The sequence below is a fragment of the Nocardia sp. NPDC056000 genome (genome assembly GCF_042269265.1).
GTDB lineage: Bacteria > Actinomycetota > Actinomycetes > Mycobacteriales > Mycobacteriaceae > Nocardia.
On sequence record NZ_JBHJXS010000011.1, the window covers coordinates 123,173 to 142,599 of the forward strand.

General features: G+C 67.5%; 20 protein-coding genes. 15 read left to right on the top strand and 5 right to left on the bottom strand.

What is annotated here, in order from left to right; all coding sequences use genetic code 11:
- Nucleotides 1-121: 121 nt before the first annotated feature.
- Nucleotides 122-1,063 carry a metallophosphoesterase family protein gene (locus ACFC4D_RS30160; RefSeq protein WP_375956003.1) on the top strand — a complete coding sequence of 314 codons (942 nt, stop codon included), beginning with the start codon at nt 122-124 and terminating at the stop codon, nt 1,061-1,063.
- Nucleotides 1,064-1,173: 110 nt separating this feature from the next.
- Complete coding sequence (locus tag ACFC4D_RS30165; RefSeq protein WP_376068364.1) at nt 1,174-2,328, top strand: XdhC family protein; 1,155 nt, start codon at nt 1,174-1,176, stop codon at nt 2,326-2,328.
- A 33-nt stretch (nt 2,329-2,361) separates the two neighbouring features.
- Here the strand turns inward: ACFC4D_RS30165 and ACFC4D_RS30170 are convergent, their stop codons facing one another.
- Nucleotides 2,362-2,799 carry a DoxX family protein gene (locus ACFC4D_RS30170; RefSeq protein WP_376068366.1) on the bottom strand — a complete coding sequence of 146 codons (438 nt, stop codon included), beginning with the start codon at nt 2,797-2,799 and terminating at the stop codon, nt 2,362-2,364.
- 95 nt (nt 2,800-2,894) lie between these two features.
- Here ACFC4D_RS30170 and ACFC4D_RS30175 point away from each other — a divergent pair, with 95 nt between their 5' ends.
- The 3 genes from ACFC4D_RS30175 to truB all read left to right on the top strand — a co-directional run bounded on the left by ACFC4D_RS30175 (nt 2,895) and on the right by truB (nt 5,213).
- The gene (locus ACFC4D_RS30175) at nt 2,895-3,464 is read left to right on the top strand and encodes a TetR/AcrR family transcriptional regulator (RefSeq protein WP_375954467.1); all 570 of its coding nucleotides are present in this window, start codon (nt 2,895-2,897) and stop codon (nt 3,462-3,464) included.
- A 139-nt stretch (nt 3,465-3,603) separates the two neighbouring features.
- Complete coding sequence (npt, locus tag ACFC4D_RS30180; RefSeq protein ID WP_375956000.1) at nt 3,604-4,278, top strand: 4'-phosphopantetheinyl transferase Npt; 675 nt, start codon at nt 3,604-3,606, stop codon at nt 4,276-4,278.
- A complete protein-coding gene (gene truB / locus ACFC4D_RS30185) occupies nt 4,278-5,213 on the top strand; it encodes a tRNA pseudouridine(55) synthase TruB (protein ID WP_376068367.1) in 936 nt (311 codons plus the stop codon). Before npt ends, truB begins: the two co-directional genes overlap by 1 nt.
- Here truB and ACFC4D_RS30190 read toward each other — a convergent pair.
- Nucleotides 5,210-5,794 (bottom strand): TetR/AcrR family transcriptional regulator, encoded by a 585-nt coding sequence (locus tag ACFC4D_RS30190; protein WP_375954463.1) that lies wholly within the window; start codon nt 5,792-5,794, stop codon nt 5,210-5,212. The genes truB and ACFC4D_RS30190 overlap by 4 nt on opposite strands.
- 105 nt (nt 5,795-5,899) lie before the next feature.
- Here ACFC4D_RS30190 and ACFC4D_RS30195 point away from each other — a divergent pair, with 105 nt between their 5' ends.
- From ACFC4D_RS30195 to ACFC4D_RS30205, 3 genes are all read left to right on the top strand, one after another.
- On the top strand, nt 5,900-6,325 hold the full coding sequence (locus tag ACFC4D_RS30195) for a DUF4345 domain-containing protein (RefSeq protein ID WP_376068369.1): 426 nt from the start codon (nt 5,900-5,902) through the stop codon (nt 6,323-6,325).
- 103 nt (nt 6,326-6,428) lie between these two features.
- Nucleotides 6,429-7,322 (top strand): LysR family transcriptional regulator, encoded by an 894-nt coding sequence (locus tag ACFC4D_RS30200; RefSeq protein ID WP_375954459.1) that lies wholly within the window; start codon nt 6,429-6,431, stop codon nt 7,320-7,322.
- An 81-nt stretch (nt 7,323-7,403) separates the two neighbouring features.
- Nucleotides 7,404-8,138, top strand: coding sequence for an SDR family oxidoreductase (locus tag ACFC4D_RS30205; protein WP_376068370.1), 735 nt, complete (start codon nt 7,404-7,406; stop codon nt 8,136-8,138).
- A gap of 42 nt (nt 8,139-8,180) precedes the next feature.
- Here the strand turns inward: ACFC4D_RS30205 and ACFC4D_RS30210 are convergent, their stop codons facing one another.
- Nucleotides 8,181-8,957 (bottom strand): metal-dependent transcriptional regulator, encoded by a 777-nt coding sequence (locus ACFC4D_RS30210; RefSeq protein WP_375954456.1) that lies wholly within the window; start codon nt 8,955-8,957, stop codon nt 8,181-8,183.
- Between the two features lie 167 nt (nt 8,958-9,124).
- Between ACFC4D_RS30210 and ACFC4D_RS30215 the strand changes: the two genes are divergently transcribed.
- The 6 genes from ACFC4D_RS30215 to ACFC4D_RS30240 all read left to right on the top strand — a co-directional run bounded on the left by ACFC4D_RS30215 (nt 9,125) and on the right by ACFC4D_RS30240 (nt 17,031).
- Nucleotides 9,125-10,078, top strand: a complete 954-nt coding sequence (locus tag ACFC4D_RS30215) for a bifunctional riboflavin kinase/FAD synthetase (protein WP_376068372.1) — start codon at nt 9,125-9,127, stop codon at nt 10,076-10,078.
- A gap of 126 nt (nt 10,079-10,204) precedes the next feature.
- The gene (rpsO, locus tag ACFC4D_RS30220) at nt 10,205-10,474 is read left to right on the top strand and encodes a 30S ribosomal protein S15 (protein WP_309231729.1); all 270 of its coding nucleotides are present in this window, start codon (nt 10,205-10,207) and stop codon (nt 10,472-10,474) included.
- A 425-nt stretch (nt 10,475-10,899) separates the two neighbouring features.
- Nucleotides 10,900-13,164 (top strand): polyribonucleotide nucleotidyltransferase, encoded by a 2,265-nt coding sequence (locus ACFC4D_RS30225; RefSeq protein WP_364630997.1) that lies wholly within the window; start codon nt 10,900-10,902, stop codon nt 13,162-13,164.
- Nucleotides 13,165-13,278: 114 nt separating this feature from the next.
- Complete coding sequence (locus ACFC4D_RS30230) at nt 13,279-14,643, top strand: M16 family metallopeptidase (protein WP_375954452.1); 1,365 nt, start codon at nt 13,279-13,281, stop codon at nt 14,641-14,643.
- 335 nt (nt 14,644-14,978) lie between these two features.
- A complete protein-coding gene (locus ACFC4D_RS30235; protein WP_376068374.1) occupies nt 14,979-16,553 on the top strand; it encodes a VWA domain-containing protein in 1,575 nt (524 codons plus the stop codon).
- Between the two features lie 139 nt (nt 16,554-16,692).
- On the top strand, nt 16,693-17,031 hold the full coding sequence (locus ACFC4D_RS30240; protein WP_376068376.1) for a hypothetical protein: 339 nt from the start codon (nt 16,693-16,695) through the stop codon (nt 17,029-17,031).
- Between the two features lie 212 nt (nt 17,032-17,243).
- Here the strand turns inward: ACFC4D_RS30240 and ACFC4D_RS30245 are convergent, their stop codons facing one another.
- Both ACFC4D_RS30245 and ACFC4D_RS30250 read right to left on the bottom strand, forming a co-directional pair.
- Nucleotides 17,244-17,753, bottom strand: a complete 510-nt coding sequence (locus ACFC4D_RS30245) for a GNAT family N-acetyltransferase (protein WP_375954447.1) — start codon at nt 17,751-17,753, stop codon at nt 17,244-17,246.
- A 32-nt stretch (nt 17,754-17,785) separates the two neighbouring features.
- Complete coding sequence (locus ACFC4D_RS30250; protein ID WP_375954446.1) at nt 17,786-18,103, bottom strand: ArsR/SmtB family transcription factor; 318 nt, start codon at nt 18,101-18,103, stop codon at nt 17,786-17,788.
- Between the two features lie 92 nt (nt 18,104-18,195).
- Here ACFC4D_RS30250 and ACFC4D_RS30255 point away from each other — a divergent pair, with 92 nt between their 5' ends.
- On the top strand, nt 18,196-19,398 hold the full coding sequence (locus tag ACFC4D_RS30255) for an MFS transporter (protein WP_375954444.1): 1,203 nt from the start codon (nt 18,196-18,198) through the stop codon (nt 19,396-19,398).
- Nucleotides 19,399-19,427 lie beyond the last annotated feature (29 nt).

A 19,427-nucleotide genomic window follows, 5' to 3' on the forward strand; every position in this document is an offset into this window, starting at 1 on the left:
AGCCGCGGCCGGGGGGACCTGCGGCCCGCCGGGGTGCGCATGGGAATCTGATGGGGGCCGCCGCCGTTACCGCGAAGGCTGGTCTCGACAGGAAGGGCGGAACTGCGTGATTCCGAAACTGATGGCGGTGAGCGACATCCATGTCGGTCATTCGGGCAATAAACCCGTGGTGGAGGGGATTCGGGCGGATTCTCCGGAGGACTGGCTGATTCTCGCCGGCGACGTGGGGGAGAAGACCGATGACTTCCGGTGGGCGCTGGAAACGCTGCGCCGCCAGTTCGCCAAGGTCATCTGGGTGCCAGGGAATCACGAATTGTGGACCACGGCAAAGGATCCCGTGCAGATGCACGGTGCGGGCCGGTACGACTACCTGGTGTCCATCTGCCGCGATCTCGATGTGCTGACCCCGGAGGATCCGTTCCCGGTGTGGACCGGTGCGGGCTCGGAGGAATACGGCGGCGCGGTGACGCTGGTGCCGATGTTCCTGCTCTACGACTATTCATGGCTGCCCGCGGGCACCACCACCAAGGCCGAGGGCCTGGCGCTGGCGCGCGAGCGCAATGTGGTGGCGACCGATGAGTTCCTGCTGTCCTCGGAGCCGTACCTGACCCGCGACGCCTGGTGTCATGCCCGCGTGCAGTACACCCAGCGCCGCCTGGACGCGCTGCCCGCGGATACCCCGGTGGTGCTGATCAATCACTTCCCGCTGCTGCGTGAGATCACCGATATGCTCTGGTACCCGGAGTTCGCGCTGTGGTGCGGCACCGATCTCACCGCGGATTGGCACACCAGTTACAACGTGGTCTGCTCGGTCTACGGGCATCTGCACATCCCGCGCACGACCTATCACGACGGTGTGCGCTTCGAAGAGGTCTCGCTCGGTTATCCGCGCGAATGGCAGCGCCGCGGTCTGCCGGAGAAGCTGCTCCGGCAGATCCTGCCGACGCCGGATTACGGTGACACCCTGAACGAGTGGGGTGGCCACTTCAAGATCACCCCCGAGATGCAGGCGGCGGCCTTGAAGATGCGCGAGGAAGCCCAGCGCCGCCGGGGTCTGGCCTAGTTGGGATCCTGGACCCGGTAATCGGCCCACCACCGGCCCGCATGTTGCGCTGACGTTGCTATCTCGTGTGCGCGCGAGCGTGCGCGGCATCGGGCGGCGATGATGGAGGTATGCGCGATGTGCTGCCCCAGCTGATCGACCGGGTCCGAAAAGGCCCGGTGGTGCTGGCCCGGGTGGTCGCGGTCACCGGGGCCGGACCGCGTGAGATCGGTGCGGCCATGGTCGTGACCGGGTCGGGTGAGGTGATCGGTTCGCTCTCGGGCGGCTGTGTCGAAGCGGCCGTGGTGGAATCCGCGCGCTCCGTGCTTACCGACGGCGAGGCGGTGCTCGAGCGCTTCGGCATCGCCGATCCGGACGGGTTTGCTGTCGGGTTGACGTGCGGCGGCGAAATGGAAATCTGCCTCGAACGCGTCGATGCCGCCCGGCTCCCGGAGTTGCGGGCACTGGATCGAGACATCCGCGCCGGGCGAGCGGTCGCACTGGCGACGACGCTCACCGCGAACCCGTCATGGCTGCTCATACACCCGGCGGATCGTGCCGTCGCGCAATCGGAGGCCGGTGCCCGGGGAATGGTCGTCGGCGGTGCGGCACCCGATGGCGAGGTGCGAGCGGTATCCGGCGGCGGCGCATTTGTGAGCCGCGATGCGCTGAATATGGTGCGCGCCGGGCGAACCGGAATCATCGGGTCCGACGAATGCGCGGACAGTGCGTTCCCGGCCCGCTCGTTCGTGCAGAGTTTCGGCCCGCCCGCGCGCATGATCCTGGCCGGTGCGAATGATTTCGTGCGCGCCCTGAGCCGTCTCGGCGCACAGCTCGGCTATCGCGTCACGGTAGTCGACGCCCGCGAAACCTTCGCCACCGCAACGCGATTCCCCGCCGCGCACGAGGTGGTGGTGGATTGGCCGCATCGCTATCTGCGCGGCGAATACGCGAGCGGCCGGATCGACGATCGCACCGTGGTGTGCGTGCTCACCCACGACAGCAAATTCGATGTGCCCATGCTCGCCGAGGCGCTGAGCATCGAGCGGATCGCGTTCGTCGGTGCGCTGGGTTCGCGCCGCACCCATGCCGATCGAGTGGAACGTCTGCTCGCGGCGGGCGTCACATCGGAACAGCTCCGGCGGCTGCGCAGCCCGCTCGGCCTGGATTTGAACGCCTCCACACCGGATGAGACCGCCGTTTCCATTGCGGCGCAACTCATTGCCGAGTCCGGACGCGCCTCGGGCCGCCCGCTCGATGAGACGGACGGCCCGATCCACTACTGATCGTGGTCGATTCCCGCACCGGCGCACGATGATTCAGCCCAGCGCGACCAACGCGGTAGCGCCCAGGAAGATCACCTGCACCACTGCCCGCAGCGGCAGCGGCATGGTCTTCACCCCGACATCCTCCCGGGCGGCCCGCACATTCGCCGGAAACATGATGAGCAGCAGCAGGAATAGCGCCACGGCCGCGATCCGCGGGAAGGGCGGCAGCAGCAGTCCCACCGCGCCCGCGATCTCCAGCACGCCGGTGAGCGTGACCATGGCGGCGGCATTGGGGAACATCGTCGGAACCATGGCGATCAGGCCGTCCCGCTTGGGCTGAATGAAGTGCGCGCTCGCGGTGAGCGCGAACATGGCGGCCAATCCCAGTGCCGTGCTGTGCGGCCAGGAATCGAGCCAGGCATTGCCGGTGACCCAGCCGAGCAGTCGGGTGAGTGCGGTGACGACGGCGAGTACGAGCAAGGGGGCCATCGGGTTCTCCTGCGTTTCGAGCAATCTTGACAGTGGAAAGATTAGATCCGCACGAGGAACTTGTCAATGGCAAGATTGCCGGTCATGATGGGGTCATGGCGAAGACCAGTTATCACCACGGCGACCTGCGGGCCACCCTGCTGGCCGCGGCCGCCGAACAGATCGCCGCCGACGGCGTCGACGCGATCTCCCTGCGCAGCCTGGCCCGGCGCGCGGAGGTCTCCCACGCGGCCCCCGCGCATCACTTCGGCGATCGGGCCGGATTGCTCACCGCACTGGCCATCGAGGGCTTCGAATTGCTCACCGCGGAGTTGAACGCGGCCGACGGCGATTTCCGCGCCGCCGCCATCGCCTACGTCCGCTTCGCACTCCGGCATCCCGGTCACTTCGACGTCATGTACCGCCGCGATCTACTGCACACCGATGATGCGCGACTTGTGCAGGCGCGCAATCGATCCGGCGCCGCCCTGCGCGCCGGAGCGGCCGCCAACCAACCCGATCCCGGCGAACAGCCGCAGCTGGCGACCCAGCTCGCGGCCTGGTCGATGGTGCACGGTTTCGCCGTACTGTGGCGCGAGGGCGCACTGGAGCAGTCACCGCTCAATTTCGAACCCGATCCGGAAGCCCTGGCCCGCAGCATGATCGCCACGGTCCGATTCGACTGACCGAAGCCGGGCATGGGGTCGGCACCCGGTGGGCCCGGGTGTCCGGAGCTCGGCCGGTAGGCTCTTGACCGGTAAGTGGTGGTGCTATCAGGAGGCGGTCATCGAAGAGCGGACGGTCGCGGCGACGGAGTCGGCGCGCATTCTCGGCAGAATTCTTCCCGACGGTATCGCCGCGGCCGAACTGACGGCGTACCCCGAGGACCTGAAGGCCCATCCCGCCGAAGAGCATCTGATCGCCCGGGCCGTGGAGAAGCGGCGGCGCGATTTCATCGGCGCGCGGCATTGCGCCCGGCAGGCGCTGACCCAGCTCGGCGAGCCCGCGGTCGCCATCGGCAAGGGCGAGGACGGCGGCCCGCAGTGGCCGCGCGGTGTGGTCGGCAGCATCACCCACTGCGACGGCTACAAGGCCGCGGCGCTGGCGCACAAGCTGCGCTTCCGATCCGTCGGCATCGACGCCGAACCGCATGCGGCGCTGCCCGACGGTGTACTCGATTCGGTCAGCCTGGCTCCCGAACGCGACTGGCTCAAAGCCGTATTGCCCGGCACCGGACTGCATTTGGATCGATTGCTGTTCTGCGCCAAGGAGGCCACCTACAAGACGTGGCGTCCGCTCACCGGCATCTGGCTGGGTTTCGAGGACGCGCACATCACCTTCACCGTCGATGAGGAATCCGAGGGCACGGGTGCGGGCACCTTCCACACCGAACTGCTGATTCCGGGCCTGGCCATCGATGGTGGCGCACCCCTGAAGAGCTTCGACGGCCGCTGGCTGATCTCGGACGGCCTGATTCTGACCGCGATCGTGGAGGGCTGATGAGCGAGAAGCGCACCCCGGTCGTCGACGCCCTCGGCGGGCTGGTGATCGTCGATAAGGAACAGGGCTGGACCAGTCACGATGTGGTCGCCAAGAGCCGGGGGATATTGCGCACCAAGAAGGTCGGGCATGCGGGCACCCTGGATCCGATGGCGACCGGCGTGCTGGTGCTCGGGGTCGAGCGGGCGACCAAACTGCTCGGGCAGCTGATCCTGACCACCAAGGCGTACACGGCCACGATTCGGCTCGGCCAGTCCACCATCACCGATGACGCCGAGGGCGAGGTCACCGCGACCACCTCCGCGGCGCAGGTGACCGATGCCGAAATCGCCTCGGGCGTAGCCGAATTGACCGGCGATATCCAGCAGGTGCCCGCCACGGTCAGCGCCATCAAGATCAACGGTGAGCGCGCCTACGCCCGCGCCCGCGCCGGTGAGGATGTGCAGCTGGCCGCGCGCCCCGTCACCGTCAGCCGCTTCGACATTCTGGAGCGTCGCGATATCGACACCGGCACAGAACAATTCGTGGATCTCGATGTCGAGGTCGAATGCACCTCCGGCACCTACATTCGCGCACTGGCCCGCGACCTCGGCGAAAAGCTCGGCGTTGGAGGGCATCTCACCGCATTGCGCCGCACTCGGGTCGGCCCGTTCACCCTTGAACAGGCTCGCACCCTGGAAGCGCTGCAGGCCGCCGCCACGGCTGGCGATCCGCTGCTGAGCCTCGATATCGACGAGGCCGCGCGCGCCGCCTTCCCGATCCGCGAGATCACCGACACCCAGGCCGATGACCTCCGCAACGGCCGCTGGCTCGATCCGGCGGGCATCCAGGGCGTCTATGCCGCAATCGATTCCACCGGTCACGCCATCGCCCTGCTGAAGGAGAGCGGTAAGCGCGCCTCCTCGGTCATGGTCATCCGCCCCGCGAATCTCTAAGGGGCTTGGGCCGCAAGCGGTTCCAGCGCCCCCAGTAGTGCGCCGACGCACACATCGCGCAGCACCGGCCGGGGGCAGGACGGGTTCTCCAGCCATTCCACGGTGAGGACCCGCACGAAGGTCAGCCAGCTCATGATGACCGCCGAGAACAGTTGGCGCGGTTGACCTTCCACACCCAGCACGTCGAGCATCCGTTCGCGCAGCGTGGCCAGCTCGCCGGTGATGATGGCCTGGATGGCCGGATCGCCGATCAGTAGGCGGTTGGCCACCACCACGGTCTTGGCATTGGCTTCGAAATAGTCGAAGTGCACGTCCAGCCCCGCCGCGATCTGATCGGCCAGGGGAATGTCCGGGTCCAGGCTGGTATCGACCAGCAGCTGTTCCGCCGCCTGCTGGTACACGGCCGCGAAAAGCTCGGGCTTGCTGGGGAAGTGGCGGTAGAGCAGCGCCCTGGAGATGCCCGCCGCGTTCGCCACGTCCTCCATGTGCACGGTCGGGTAGTCGTGCGTGGCGAACAGCCGCGCGGCGCTGTCGATGAGCTGGCGGCGGCGTTCGTCGGGGGAGAGGCGGCGGCGGGTCACGGGATCAGCTTAGTTGACGCGTGTCTACTAGCGTTCTAGCCTCTTAGTAGACGCGCGTCAACTAAGCGGGAATCTTTGGGAACCAACTCGATTCGGGAGGATCGAATGACCGCAGCACTCAAATGGCTGAGCCTGCTCATGGGCTACGCCTGTGTCGCCATCGGGATTTTCCATATCGTGGCCGGTATCGACGGCATCCCGGATATGGGATCGGACGGGGCCACCGCCGATAGCCAGACCAGATTCTTCGGCGCGATCTTCCTCGGCTACGGCCTGGTCTGGCTGCGGGCGGCGCGGCGCGATCCGGTGGACACCACCGCCATCCGCTGGCTCGCCGGAATCTTCGCCCTCGGCGCGTTCGGCCGCGCGGTCTCCATCGCGGTGCACGGCTGGCCGCACTGGTTCCAGCTGGTGCTCACCGCCATCGAGGTGGCGCTGCCGCCGGTGTGGTTCTGGCTCGCCGCCGTCGAGGACCGCCGTCCGCGCACCGGCCCTGCCGCCGTACCGGGCGGGGCACTTCCCACCCACTGAGCTGTGCGGTGGCGTGTCGAATCAGCCTGGGGGACAGCCGTGATGATCTCACCGGTAATGCGCTACCACCCTGGGCGACACCTGCGCGGCCTACAGTGCTCTGGTGGTGGAATTGCGGCAGTTGCGGTACTTCGTGGCGGTAGCGGAAGAATTGCACTTTCGCCGGGCCGCGGAGCGGCTGTTCATTTCCACGCCCACGCTGAGTCAGCAGATACGCGCCATCGAGCGTGAGGTGGGCGGGCCGCTGCTGATCAGGGGATCGCAGGGGGTCGAATTGACCGCCGCCGGTGAGGTACTGCTGAAGACGGCGCGGAACGTGCTGGACGCCGCCGAAACAGCCTTGCGCGAGACGCGGCTGGTGGCAGATCCCGAGCGCGCGGTCTTCCGGCTCGGTGTGGTGAACGGCGCGCCGACCTGGCTGCCCGCCCGCATCGAGGCGCTGCTCAAGGCGCGGCAGCCCGGTGCGCGGGTGGTGCTCACCGGCGGCCCGAGCGCCGATCAGGTGCGATTGCTCGATCGCGAGGATGTCGATCTCGCGGTGCTGCGCATGCCGATTCGGCTGCCGGACCATCTGACCAGCACCTGTATCGCCGCCGAGGAGCTCGGCATCGTGATGTCCCGCGAGCATCCGCTCGCGGGCCGCGACACCATCGAACCGGCGCATCTGAGCGATCAGGAATTGATCATGTTCGCCCGCGATACCGCACCGGAACTGCACGATTCCATGCTCGCCCAATTGCGGGAACGCGGTGCGGCCGTCGCCCTCAGTGAGAGCGCCATGAGCCATGCGCAAATGCTGTCGCTGCTCCCGATGCGCCCCGCCGCCATCGGCCTGGGCTCGTCCCGCACCGCCTCCGCGCCCGGATTGGTCTGGCGCCCACTGCAACCGCGCCCCCTGGTGGTGAACTACGTGGCCGCCTGGCGTCCCGCCGCCCGCAACTCCGCCCTGCACACCGTCGCCGAAGCGCTCACCGGCGGTATCCGATTCGCACCCTGACCGCCACCGTTAGCCCGCCGCTAACCCGGCTTCGGGGCTGCGACATGGACGGGCGCTGTCAAGGCCGGTTGGCTGAATGGCATGACACACAAGGGATTCGAGAACGAGATCGGCCGCGCGGTAGTCATCGGCGGCGGTTCGGGTATGGGCCTGGCGATCGCCGACGCACTGCTGGCGGCGGGAGCGGAGGTGACGATCGTCGGCCGCTCGGCCGAGCGCCTCGCCGACGCGGTGCGCGAGTTGGGCGACGGAAAACTGAACGCCATCGCCGCGAACGTCGGTGACGAGGAACAGGTCGAACGGCTCTTCGACACCATCGGCGCGGTGGACCATGTGATCACCACCGCCGGTGACACCACCGGAACCTACGGCCCCATCAAGGATTTCGACTTCACCAACGGCCGCGGTTTCATCGAGACCAAACTGATCGGCTCCATGCTGCTGGCCAAACACGCCCGCATCACCCCGGGCGGATCACTCACCTTCACCTCGGGAATCGCCGCCTACCGTCCCGCGTCCGGCGGTGCCATGGTGGCGGCCGTCAACGCGGCCCTGGAAGGTCTGGCCCGCGCCCTCGCGGTGGAACTCGCCCCGACCCGCGTCAACGCGGTCTCCCCGGGCTGGGTGCGCACCGGCATCTGGGACAAGATGCCCTGGGACGATCGGGAGGACCGCCTGCGCGCCATGGCCGACAGGCTCCCCGCGGGCCGCCTGGGTGCCCCGGAAGACATTGCGCAGGCGGCGCTTTCGCTACTGCGCAACCCCTTCATCACCGGCACCGTGCTGCACGTCGACGGCGGTCACCGACTGGTCTGAGGCTTGCGTCCCGCGGGACACGGCTCAGCGAACCGCTGGTCGCTAGTTCTCGTGGGTGAGCCAAATCGCCTCGGCCGCAATGCTGCCGAGATCGATGGTGCGATCGTCCACCCGCACCGCGATGGTTCCGGCGAAGTCCCGCCGCTCCACCACCGCGATCGGCGTATCGAGGGCGATACCGAGCGAATCGAAATAGCGCAGCATCGCCGGATCCGAATCCGAGATGCGCGCGACCCGCCCGGTCTCGCCATCGCCGAAATCGCTCAGCTGCCGGGCGGGCGGGGTCGGCACCGCACCGTCCACCGAGGGGATGGGGTCGCCGTGCGGATCCCGGTCCGGGTAGCCGAGTTTGGCGTCGATGCGCAGCATGAGCGTTTCGGAGACGGCGTGCTCGAGCACCTCCGCCTCATCGTGGACTTCATCCCAGCCGTAGCCGAGTTCATTGACGAGGAATGTCTCGATGAGCCGATGCCGGCGCACCATGGCAATGGCGGCGCGGCGGCCGTCCTCGGTCAGGGTGATGGCGCCGTAGCGGGCGTGTTCCACCAATCCCTGATCGGCGAGCTTGCGGACGGCCTCGGAGACGGTCGAGGCCGACACTCCGATCCGTTCGGCCAGCAGTTTGGTCGACACCTTCTCCTGGGGCGACCATTCCTGCGCGGTCCAGATCACCTTCAAATAGTCCTGCGCGACGGAGGACAGAACCGGCGCGACACTGGTCGCGACGGCGGTGGAGGTACCGGTGGGTTCGGACGGATCGGCCAGCTCGCGGCGCGTGGCGATGTCTCGTTTTCCGGGCACGTCACCGAGCTTAGGCACAGCCGCAGCGGTTTCCCACATCGGCGCGCACGCTGGTCGGCAAGGCCGCGCGGCACAGGTTACGGGCGGCTGCGCGCGGGTGAACGGGCGATGACGAGCACGCTCGCCGCTGTGAAGATCCGCACGGCCGAATATTGTCCGAGACGCGCTTTCAGTAGGCTTCCGGTGTGCAGAGATGGCGAAGCCTCGACGAGATGCCCGCGGAGTGGGGCCGGTGCGTGCTCACGATCGGGGTGTTCGACGGCGTCCACCGCGGTCACGCCCAGCTCATCAGCCGTGCGGTGAAATCCGCTGCGGTGCGCGGTGTTCCGTCGGTCCTGATGACCTTCGATCCGCATCCGCTCGAGGTGGTGCGGCCCGGTGCGCATCCGGCGCAGCTGTCCACGCTGAATCGCCGCGCGGAGCTGGTGGAGGAACTCGGCATCGACGTCTTCCTGGTCATGCCGTTCACCAAAGATTTCATGAAGCTGACGCCCGAGGAATACGTGCAGGAGTTGCTCGTCGACAAACTGCACGTCTCCGAGGTCGTGGTCGGCGATAACTTCACCTTCGGCAAACAGGCCGCGGGCACCGTGGACACCATGCGTGAACTGGGCGCGCGCTTCGGTTTCGAGGTCGACGGCGTGCAATTGCTCGGCGAGCACGCGGTCACCTTCTCCTCGACCTATATTCGCGCCTGCCTGTCCTCGGGTGATGTGGCCGCGGCCGCCGAAGCCCTGGGCCGCCCGCATCGGGTGGAGGGCGTTGTCGTGCACGGTGACGCCCGCGGTCGCGCGCTCGGCTTCCCGACCGCCAATGTGGCACCCGTCCCGCGCGGCGCGATTCCGGCCGACGGCGTCTACGCCGGATGGTTCACCGCCCTGGACGACCCCGATCAAGTGCGCCGCATGGCGGCCATCTCGGTGGGCACCAATCCGACCTTCGAGGACGGCCGTTCCCGCACGGTCGAACCGCATATCCTCGATTTCGACGGCGATCTCTACGACAAGCACGTCGCGGTGGATTTCGTCGAACAGCTGCGCGGAATGCGCAAATTCGACTCCATCGAGGAACTGGTTGAGGCCATCGGCCGCGATGTCGACCAGGCCCGCAAAGTGCTCACCGCCCAGACCGTCGATTAGCCCCGATTAACAGTCCAGGTCAGCGGTCCGGTAACCTGATCCGCTGGGTTTGCTGCGGTCCGCGGCAGCGCCCGACCGGGCTCGCCCGGGACTTTTCGCGCGGACTGGAAATTCAGGAGCAATGCTGTGGCTTTGACCACCGAGCAGAAGAAGGCCATTCTGGCCGAGTACGGCCTGCACCCGACCGACACCGGTTCTCCGGAGGCTCAGATCGCGATGCTGTCCAAGCGCATCGCCGATCTCACCGAGCACCTGAAGGTGCACAAGCACGATCACCACACCCGCCACGGTCTGCTCGCGCTGATCGGTCGCCGTCGTCGCCTGTCGAAGTACCTGCAGGCCAACGACATCAACCGCTACCGTTCGCTGATCGAGCGTCTGGGCCTGCGTCGCTGATTTTGCTGACGCATCGTCGCGCATTCGCGCGACACAACACGACTGCCGCAGGCAGTTGACGAACCGGCCGACGGGGAGGCATAGAATCTCCTCGTTGGCCTTTCGTGCATCCGGTGAACGCTGCCGTATGCACGCCAACATGAGCCGTATGCATCCGTCGCGTGGCGTCGGTCTTCGGTAGTGGCTTTTCGGGGCGCAGCAAGAGGAGATACACCGCGCGCCGGAGGGCTTCGATCGATGACCGCCTCCGCGTCGCCGTCTCCAAGGGGAGATGGCCGGATGTGCGCCCGGAGACCAGGAGGGTCCTCGAGCGCCCGTGCCGGGTACGACTCGCCCCGTCAAGGGGACAAAACAGCTGGATCGCGTCATGCCCATCGGGGCGGTGGCGCTGGTATCCGGCGAAGACGAGAGGTTGAGAGAAGAGAATGACCGAAACATTGACCAGTTCCGCCGCCGAGGTCGAGCCCGGCGTATTCGAGTCCGTCGCGCTGATCGACAACGGCGCCTACGGCACCCGCACCATCCGTTTCGAGACCGGCCGCCTCGCCAAGCAGGCCGCCGGTTCGGTCGTCGCCTACCTGGACGACGAGACCATGCTGCTGTCGGCGACCACCGCCGGTAAGCACCCCAAGGACCAGTTCGACTTCTTCCCGCTGACGGTGGACGTCGAGGAGCGCATGTACGCCGCGGGCCGCATCCCCGGCTCGTTCTTCCGTCGCGAGGGCCGTCCCTCCACCGACGCCATCCTGACCTGCCGCCTGATCGACCGGCCGCTGCGCCCGTCCTTCGTCGACGGTCTGCGCAATGAGATCCAGGTCGTCGTGACCGTCATGTCGCTCGATCCCAAGGATCTGTACGACGTGGTCGCCATCAACGCGGCGTCGGCGTCGACTCAGCTTGCGGGCCTGCCCTTCTCGGGTCCGGTCGCCGGTGTGCGCGTGGCCCTGATCGGTGATCAGTGGGTCGCGTTCCCGACCGTCGAGCAGCTCGAGGGCGCCGTGTTCGACATGGTCGTCGCGGGCCGCGTCGTCGAGGGTGACGTCGCGATCATGATGGTCGAGGCCGAGGCCACCGACAAGGTGCTCGCCCTCATCGCGGACGGCGCCACCGCGCCCACCGAAACCGTTGTGGCACAGGGCCTCGAGGCCGCCAAGCCGTTCATCGCCCGGCTGTGCAAGGCGCAGTCCGACCTCGCCGCGCTGGCCGCCAAGGAGACCGCGGAGTACCCGGTCTTCCTGCCGTACCAGTCCGATGTGTTCGAGGCCGTGCTGGGCACCGCCAAGGAGGAGCTGAACGAGGCGCTCTCCATCGCGGGCAAGCATGAGCGCGAGGACAAGATCGACGAGATCAAGCTGGCCGTGCTGTCCAGCCTGGCCGAGACCTTCGAGGGTCGCGAGAAGGAGATCGGCGCGGCGTTCCGCTCGGTCACCAAGAAGCTTGTGCGCCAGCGCATCCTGACCGACGGCTTCCGCATCGACGGTCGTGGTCTGGCCGATATCCGCGCCCTGTCCGCCGAGGTCGCGGTCGTCCCGCGCGCCCACGGTTCGGCGCTGTTCGAGCGTGGCGAGACCCAGATCCTGGGTGTCACCACCCTGGACATGGTCAAGATGGCGCAGCAGGTCGACTCGCTCGGCCCGGAGACCTCCAAGCGCTACATGCACCACTACAACTTCCCGCCGTACTCCACCGGTGAGACCGGTCGCGTTGGCTCGCCCAAGCGTCGCGAGATCGGCCACGGCGCGCTCGCCGAGCGCGCCCTGATGCCGGTGCTGCCGTCGCAGGAAGAGTTCCCGTACGCCATCCGTCAGGTGTCGGAAGCGTTGTCCTCCAACGGTTCCACCTCGATGGGCTCGGTCTGCGCCTCGACCCTGTCGCTGCTGAACGCCGGTGTGCCGCTCAAGGCCCCCGTCGCCGGTATCGCCATGGGCCTGGTGTCCGACACCATCAAGAACGACAAGGGCCAGGACGAGGTCCGCTACGTCGCGCTGACCGATATCCTCGGTGCCGAAGACGCCTTCGGTGATATGGACTTCAAGGTCGCCGGTACCCCGGAGTTCGTCACGGCTCTCCAGCTGGACACCAAGCTCGACGGCATCCCGTCGCAGGTGCTGGCCGGTGCGCTGAACCAGGCCCGCGATGCCCGCATGACCATCCTGGACGTCATGGCCGAGGCCATCAACATCCCGGACGAGATGAGCCCGTACGCCCCGCGCGTCACCGCCATCAAGATCCCGGTCGACAAGATCGGCGAGGTGATCGGGCCCAAGGGCAAGGTCATCAACCAGATCACCGAGGAAACCGGCGCCAACATCTCGATCGAAGATGACGGCACCGTCTACGTCGGTGCGACCAACGGCCCCGCGGCGCAGGCGGCGATCGATCAGATCAACGCCATCGCGAACCCGCAGTTGCCGAAGGTCGGCGAGCGCTTCCTGGGCACGGTCGTCAAGACCACCGCCTTCGGCGCGTTCGTCTCGCTGCTGCCGGGCCGTGACGGCCTGGTGCACATCTCCAAGCTGGGCAACGGCAAGCGCGTGGCGAAGGTCGAGGACGTAGTGAACGTCGGCGACAAGATCCGCGTCGAGATCGCCGATATCGACAACCGCGGCAAGATCTCCCTCGTCCCGGTCGACGAGGACTCGGCGGACAGCGCGGACAGCGCTGTCGCCGAAACCGTCGCGGCCGAGTGATTGTCGTACGTCTGACGTAAAGTGCGGTGGCCCCTTGCTCCGATAATGGAGTGGGGGGCCACCAATCTTTGAACTACACAAGCTCTTCGAGGCACGAACCGCGGGTTGGGAAGCATGGGTCGGAAGAAGGACACTCCACTGTCGGCTAAGAGTTCTGCACTGGTCCGCTCCACCAACGAGGTGCCGTACGCCGATACCGGTGTGCGCCGGACGGTGCTGCCCGGCGGGCTACGGGTCGTCACCGAACATGTACCCGGCGTGCGCTCGGCCTCCATCGGCGTATGGGTCGGCGTCGGCTCGCGCGATGAGGGCTCGACGGTCGCCGGTGCGGCGCATTTCCTGGAGCATCTGCTCTTCAAGGCCACGCCCACCCGGTCCGCGCTCGATATCGCGCAGGCCATGGATGCCGTTGGCGGCGAACTGAATGCGTTCACCGCCAAGGAACAGACCTGCTACTACGCGCACGTGCTGGACGAGGATCTGCCCATGGCGGTGGATCTGGTCACCGATGTGGTGCTGAACGGTCTGTGCCGGGCCGAGGATGTCGCCGTCGAACGGCAGGTCGTGCTCGAAGAGATCTTCATGCGCGATGACGATCCCGAGGATATGGTCGGCGACGCCTTCCTGACCGCGCTGTTCGGCGATCATCCGATCGGCCGCCCGGTGATCGGCAGCGTCGAGACCATCGAGGGCATGAACGCGCCGCAGCTGCGCTCGTTCCATCAGCGCCGGTACCGCCCGGACCGCATGGTGGTCGCGGTGGCGGGCAATATCGAACACGAGCACACGGTCGAGCTGGTGCATCGCGCCTTCGCCAACCGGCTCGATCCGGCATGCGAACCCGCACCGCGCCGCGAGGGCAAATTCCGCCCGCGCGCCACCCCCGAACTCATGCGCATCTATCGCGAGAGCGAACAGGCGCACCTGGTATTCGGCACCCGCGCCTTCGGCCGCCACGAGGGCGATAAGCGCTGGCCGCTGTCCATCCTCAACACGGTGCTCGGCGGTGGCCTGAGTTCGCGTCTGTTCCAGCGCATTCGGGAGGAACGCGGCCTGGCGTACTCGGTGTACTCCAGCGTCGACACCTTCGCCGATACCGGCGCGTTCTCGGTCTACCTCGGCTGCCAGCCCGAAAACCTCGGCCAGGTCACGAATCTGGCCCGCGGCGTACTGGAAGAGGTTGCCGCCGAAGGCATCACCGACGCCGAATGCGCCCGCGCCAAAGGCTCCCTGCGCGGCGGCCTGGTGCTGGGCCTGGAGGACTCCGGCTCCCGCATGAACCGCATCGGCCGCAGCGAACTCAGCTACGGCAACCACCGCAGCGTCTCCGAAACCCTGGCCCGCATAGACGAAGTCACCACCGACGAGGTCTCCCGCATAGCCGCCAAACTCCTCTCCCGCCCCTTCGCCGCCTCGGTAGCCGGCCCCTACCGCCGCACCCGAGACCTCCCCGCCCCGGTCCGCCGCCTGGTGGATTGAGCGGAAGCCTCGCACCCGGGTCAGGAGTGCGCACCCGAGCCCGTGCGGATCGGGTGCGCAGGATGAGCGAGGGTGCGGCAGCCGCAGGTCCAGCGGCGCTGAAACCTGTGTGGCGCTGAACCTGTGCGGCGCTGAAAGCGCGCGGTGTGCTCCGGATCAGTGCTGTCGAATCGCAGCGGGAGCCTCGTCGGGGATCGCGAGTCGCCGACTTCTCCCGCGCTGGTTCACCACCCGGCGATCGAAGGGGTATGCCGCACCGGATCTATCCGGTGCGGCGGCACAGGGGCATTGCGTTGGCGGTGTCGTGGACGCCGATTTGCGGCAGACTGGCTCGGGTGACGACTCTCAGCAAAGGGGCCAATGTCCCCGTGGCCGCCAATGCCGTTCGAGCCGTACTGGCGTGGTCGGGGGGACCCGGGGTGCCCGCCGTCGATGCCTCCGCGCTATTGCTCACCGCTGCGGGGAAGGTGCGCAACGATGTGGATTTCGTGTTCTACAACCAGCCGGGGCATCCCAGTGGCGCGGTGCGGCATCTCGGCAAGCGCGGGGATTTCGATGCGCTGGAAGTGAATTTGGCCGGGGTGCAGCCGGATATCGAGCGAATCGCATTGTGTGCGTCCGCCGATGGCGGGACGTTCGGGCAGGTGCCCGGGCTGCATCTGCGGGTGGTGGATGCCGCCACCGAGGCTGAGATCGCGCGCTTCGATATCGCGGCCGGACCCGAGACCGCCATGCTGTGCGGAGAGTTGTATCGGCGTAGCGGGGCCTGGAAGTTCCGGGCCGTGGGTCAGGGCTGGTCCAGCGGATTGGCCGGGCTGGCAACCAATTTCGGTATCACCGTGGATGATGACACGTCGGCGCAGCCCGCGCCCGCCCCATACTCACCGCAACCTGCCGCCTACGCCCCGCCGCCTGTGCCCCAACCTCCCGCCTACGCTCCGCCGCCCGCGCCGCAGTCTCCCGCGTACGCGCCGCCGCCCGTGCCGCAGGGATCGCATATGCCGCCCACGCCGTCGTATCCGGTTGCGCCGCAACCCGCTTCGTATACACCGCCGCCCGCGGCCCATCAGCCCCCGCCGCCTCCGGGATATCAGCCCGCGCCGCAGCAGTTCGCGCAGCCGGGTGGTCAGCCCGCGATTCGGCTGACCAAAGGTGAGGAGCAGCTGCCGGTCGATATGCGAAAGCGGTTGTCGCTGCGCAAGGAACAGGTCGCGGTGAGCCTGGCCAAGCATGGTGTGCAGCAGTTGAACGCGCGGGTGATCCTGGTGCTCGATGCCTCCGGATCGATGACGCCGCTGTACGACAAGCAGCTGGTGCACCGCGTGGTGGAGCGGATGGCGGCGGTCGCGGCGCAGCTCGATGACAATGGCGCGATGCAGGCGTGGACGTTCGCCAGCAATCCGGCGCGACTGCCGGATCTCACCATCGCCGATATGCCGCAGTGGATTTCGCTGCATGTGCGCTGCGGTCAGCTGTCGCTGTTCGGCGGTCGCAAACGCGGTCGCGCGCTGCAACCGGGTCAGGTCGATATGAAGGCCGTCGGCATTCAGAACGAGGAGCAGAAGGTGATCGCGGAGGTGCGCAACTATGTGCGCGCCACCCCGCAGCACGGCCCGACGCTGGTGCTGTTCTTCTCCGACGGCGGCGTCTACAAGAACCGCGAGATCGAACAGGAATTGCGGGCCGCGGTCGAGGAGCCGATCTTCTGGCAGTTCGTGGGCCTGGGCACCCGCTCCGGGTACGGCGTGCTGGAGCGCCTGGACACCATGGCGGGCCGCCGCGTCGACAATGTGGGTTTCTTCGCCGTGGACGATATCGACCAGATCACCGATCCGGAACTCTACGATCGCCTGCTCACCGAGTTCCCGGCGTGGATCAACGCGGCCACCGGGGCGGGCATTCTGCGCTGAAAACCCGCCGCCGCGTAGGCAACTCGCGTCGGCGGGGGAGTCGCACGCCCGGAAACGAGTGGTCCGCTACTCAGGCCGTACGGTCCGCACGGGAGCAGGCTGGGCACATGGTGACCTGACGGCTCGAAAGGGGGACACCATGTTCCGATCGAGTGGACCGGCATCCGATATTCCGGCGATGCTCTCGCTGCTCGGCGCCCTGCGCGACCGCACGTCCATGGCGGAGCTGGAGCGCTTCGTCTGGCTGGCGGACGCGGACGGCGACCAGCAGGCCCGCGCGGCGGAGCTGCTGGTCTGGGTGTCACGCGGCAACCAGCTGGAGCGCGTGCGCCGGATCATGTACGAACATCCGGACGCCCGCGTGCGCCTGGCCGCCATCGACGCGTGCGTCTTCGCCTCGGGCGACGACCCGCGCATGCTCGGCGGCCTCCGCGAACTGGCCCGCGTCCAGGAATGCCTGGCGGCGCGGCCCAGCTGACCGGCTCGGCCCGGGATCGCACCGCACACGGAGTCCTCAGTGCGGTGGGGTGCGGGCCGAGCGTAGACCGGACCGCCGCGAATGCCCCATCGCCGGGGAGCCCGGACCGTCTGATGTCCGGACCGTGTGAATGCCGGACTGTCTGATGGCCACACCGTATGACATCCGGGCCCTCGTGGTGTTCTCGACCGCCGGAGGTCGCCGTCGCGACTTCAGAGATCGCGCCGCATGACGGTGCGCGGCCAGCGATCCAGACCGTGTTCGGCCTCACGCGCCCGAATCTTGCGCAGCCCCGGCGTCAACTCCGCGTCGTCCACGATATGGAAACCCAGGCGTTCGTAATACGGTGCGTTCCAAGGCACTTCGGTGAACGTGGTGAGGGTGAGCGCGGTCAGCCCCTGGGCGCGGGCGTGGTCGGCGGCCCGGTCGATCAGGGTCGCGCCGATGCCCCGCCGTGCCGCCTGGGGATGCACCGAGAGCTGGTCGATGTGTTCGGTGCCGTCGACTTCCTCGCTGATCAGGTAGGCGATCGGGATGTCGCCGTCATCGTCGACGGCGACCCAGGCCCGGCCGTCGCGTCGATATTCGTCGAGTACTTCTATCGAGGGTGGGTCGTCATCGGCGATCTCGATCATGCCGACGGTCCGGAAGGGTTCTCCGGCCGCGTCTTCGATGTCCTGCAGGATCGGGAGGTCGTCGGTCGTGGCCGCACGAATGCGCATCCGCCGACGCTAGCGCACCGGGCGGTTCCCGGTCACTCGGTTAGCCGGTTCGCCGCCCCGAGGACGGCGTCGAGCAGTCCGGGCAGCGCGGTTTCGATGTCCTCGGTGCGCAGTCGCTGACAGGTCTGGCCGTCGATGGTGAGGCGTTCGGTGAGCCCGGCTTCGCGCAGGATTTTGAAGTGGTGTGCCGCGGTGGACTTGCTGACCACCTCGTAGAGCGCGCTGCAGCGCACCGGTTCGCCACCGGCATTGCCGAGCCGGCGCAGCATTTCGAGGCGGACCGGGTCCTGTAGCGCGCCCAGCACCGCGGGCAGCGGGGCCACGGGGAGCATCGCGTCGGTGTCGGTCATGAGCTACCTCACTCGATAAGTGGTTTGACGTTCATCGAACCAGGAGTAGGGTCAGGTTCGATAAGAATCAAACTTACCTGATGGAGGGTTCGATGGCAGCGGTAGTGACGGTTGCGACTCGAGCCGAGCAGAGCAGCCAGAAATGGGCCTACGCGCTCATCCTCGCGGCCAGCGGTGTTGCGCTCGGCGTCTCGGGAGCGCCCGCACCGCTCTACGGCATGTATCAGCAGGCGTGGAATTTCTCGCCGCTGACGACCACCTTCGTCTTCGCCGTCTACGCCGTCGCTGCCCTGGTCGCGGTGCTGGTGTCCGGTCGCATCTCCGATGTGGTGGGCCGAAAGCCGGTGCTGCTCGGTGCGTTCGGCATCATGATCGCGGGCCTGGTGGTCTTCTTGTTCGCCGACAATGTGGCCATGCTGCTGGTGGCGCGCGCCCTGCATGGTTTCGCGGTCGGCGCGACCGTGGTGGCCGGTGCCGCGGCACTGCTGGATATGCGACCCAAGGAGGGTGCGCGGTCGGGCCAGCTGTCCGGTGTGGCCTTCAATGTCGGTATGGCAGTGGCCATTCTGGGTTCCGCGCTGCTGGCGCAGTACGCCCCGTACCCGCTGCGCACCCCGTACGTGGTGATCACGCTGGCCTGCCTCGCCATCGGCGCGGGCGTACTGGCCCTGCGCGAACCGCATACCGCGCGCACCGCCGGGCGCATCACCATCGCCAAGCCCGCTGTGCCGCAGGAGATTCGAAGCGATTTCTGGTTCTCCGCCCTCGGCGTGATGGCGGCCTGGTCGGTGCTGGGTGTGCTGCTGTCGCTGTACCCGTCGCTGGCCTCGGCCAAGACCGGCATCCACAATCTGGTGTTCGGCGGCGCGGTGGTCGCGTCTACGGCCACCGCCGGTGCGGCCGCGCAGTACTTCGCCACCAATATCACCGCCCGTCGTGCGGCGATCATCGGGGATATCGGTATGGCCGTCACCCTGCTGCTGACCATTCCGGCCCTGGCCACCCACAACTGGGTGCTGGTGCTGGTGGCCGGTTTCGCCCTCGGCGCGACCTTCGGACTGGGCTTCGGCGGGTCACTGCGCCACCTGTCCAATGTGGTGCCGCAGCACAAGCGCGGTGAGACCATGTCCGCCTACTACCTGCTCGCCTACACCGCCATGGCGCTGCCGACCGTGGTCGCGGGCTGGGCCGCCACCACCTGGGGCCTGACCACCGTGTTCCCCTGGTTCGTGGTCGCGGTCTCGCTGGCCTGCCTGGGTGCCGCAGGACTGGGTCTGCGGCGACAGGCGGCCTGATTCGTCAGTGCCCGAACAGCTCTCGGCCC

Bases quoted from the DNA above. Each gene is read 5' to 3' on its own strand.
- ACFC4D_RS30175 (WP_375954467.1), top strand. From the start codon at position 2,895: ATGGCGAAGACCAGTTATCACCACGGCGACCTGCGGGCCACCCTGCTG.
- ACFC4D_RS30160 (WP_375956003.1), top strand. From the start codon at position 122: ATGGCGGTGAGCGACATCCATGTCGGTCATTCGGGCAATAAACCCGTG.
- ACFC4D_RS30205 (WP_376068370.1), top strand. From the start codon at position 7,404: ATGACACACAAGGGATTCGAGAACGAGATCGGCCGCGCGGTAGTCATC.
- truB (WP_376068367.1), top strand. From the start codon at position 4,278: ATGAGCGAGAAGCGCACCCCGGTCGTCGACGCCCTCGGCGGGCTGGTG.
- ACFC4D_RS30195 (WP_376068369.1), top strand. From the start codon at position 5,900: ATGACCGCAGCACTCAAATGGCTGAGCCTGCTCATGGGCTACGCCTGT.
- ACFC4D_RS30250 (WP_375954446.1), bottom strand. From the start codon at position 18,103: ATGACCGACACCGACGCGATGCTCCCCGTGGCCCCGCTGCCCGCGGTG.
- ACFC4D_RS30245 (WP_375954447.1), bottom strand. From the start codon at position 17,753: ATGCGCATTCGTGCGGCCACGACCGACGACCTCCCGATCCTGCAGGAC.
- ACFC4D_RS30165 (WP_376068364.1), top strand. From the start codon at position 1,174: ATGCGCGATGTGCTGCCCCAGCTGATCGACCGGGTCCGAAAAGGCCCG.
- ACFC4D_RS30225 (WP_364630997.1), top strand. From the start codon at position 10,900: ATGACCGAAACATTGACCAGTTCCGCCGCCGAGGTCGAGCCCGGCGTA.
- ACFC4D_RS30255 (WP_375954444.1), top strand. From the start codon at position 18,196: ATGGCAGCGGTAGTGACGGTTGCGACTCGAGCCGAGCAGAGCAGCCAG.
- ACFC4D_RS30230 (WP_375954452.1), top strand. From the start codon at position 13,279: ATGGGTCGGAAGAAGGACACTCCACTGTCGGCTAAGAGTTCTGCACTG.
- ACFC4D_RS30240 (WP_376068376.1), top strand. From the start codon at position 16,693: ATGTTCCGATCGAGTGGACCGGCATCCGATATTCCGGCGATGCTCTCG.
- ACFC4D_RS30170 (WP_376068366.1), bottom strand. From the start codon at position 2,799: ATGGCCCCCTTGCTCGTACTCGCCGTCGTCACCGCACTCACCCGACTG.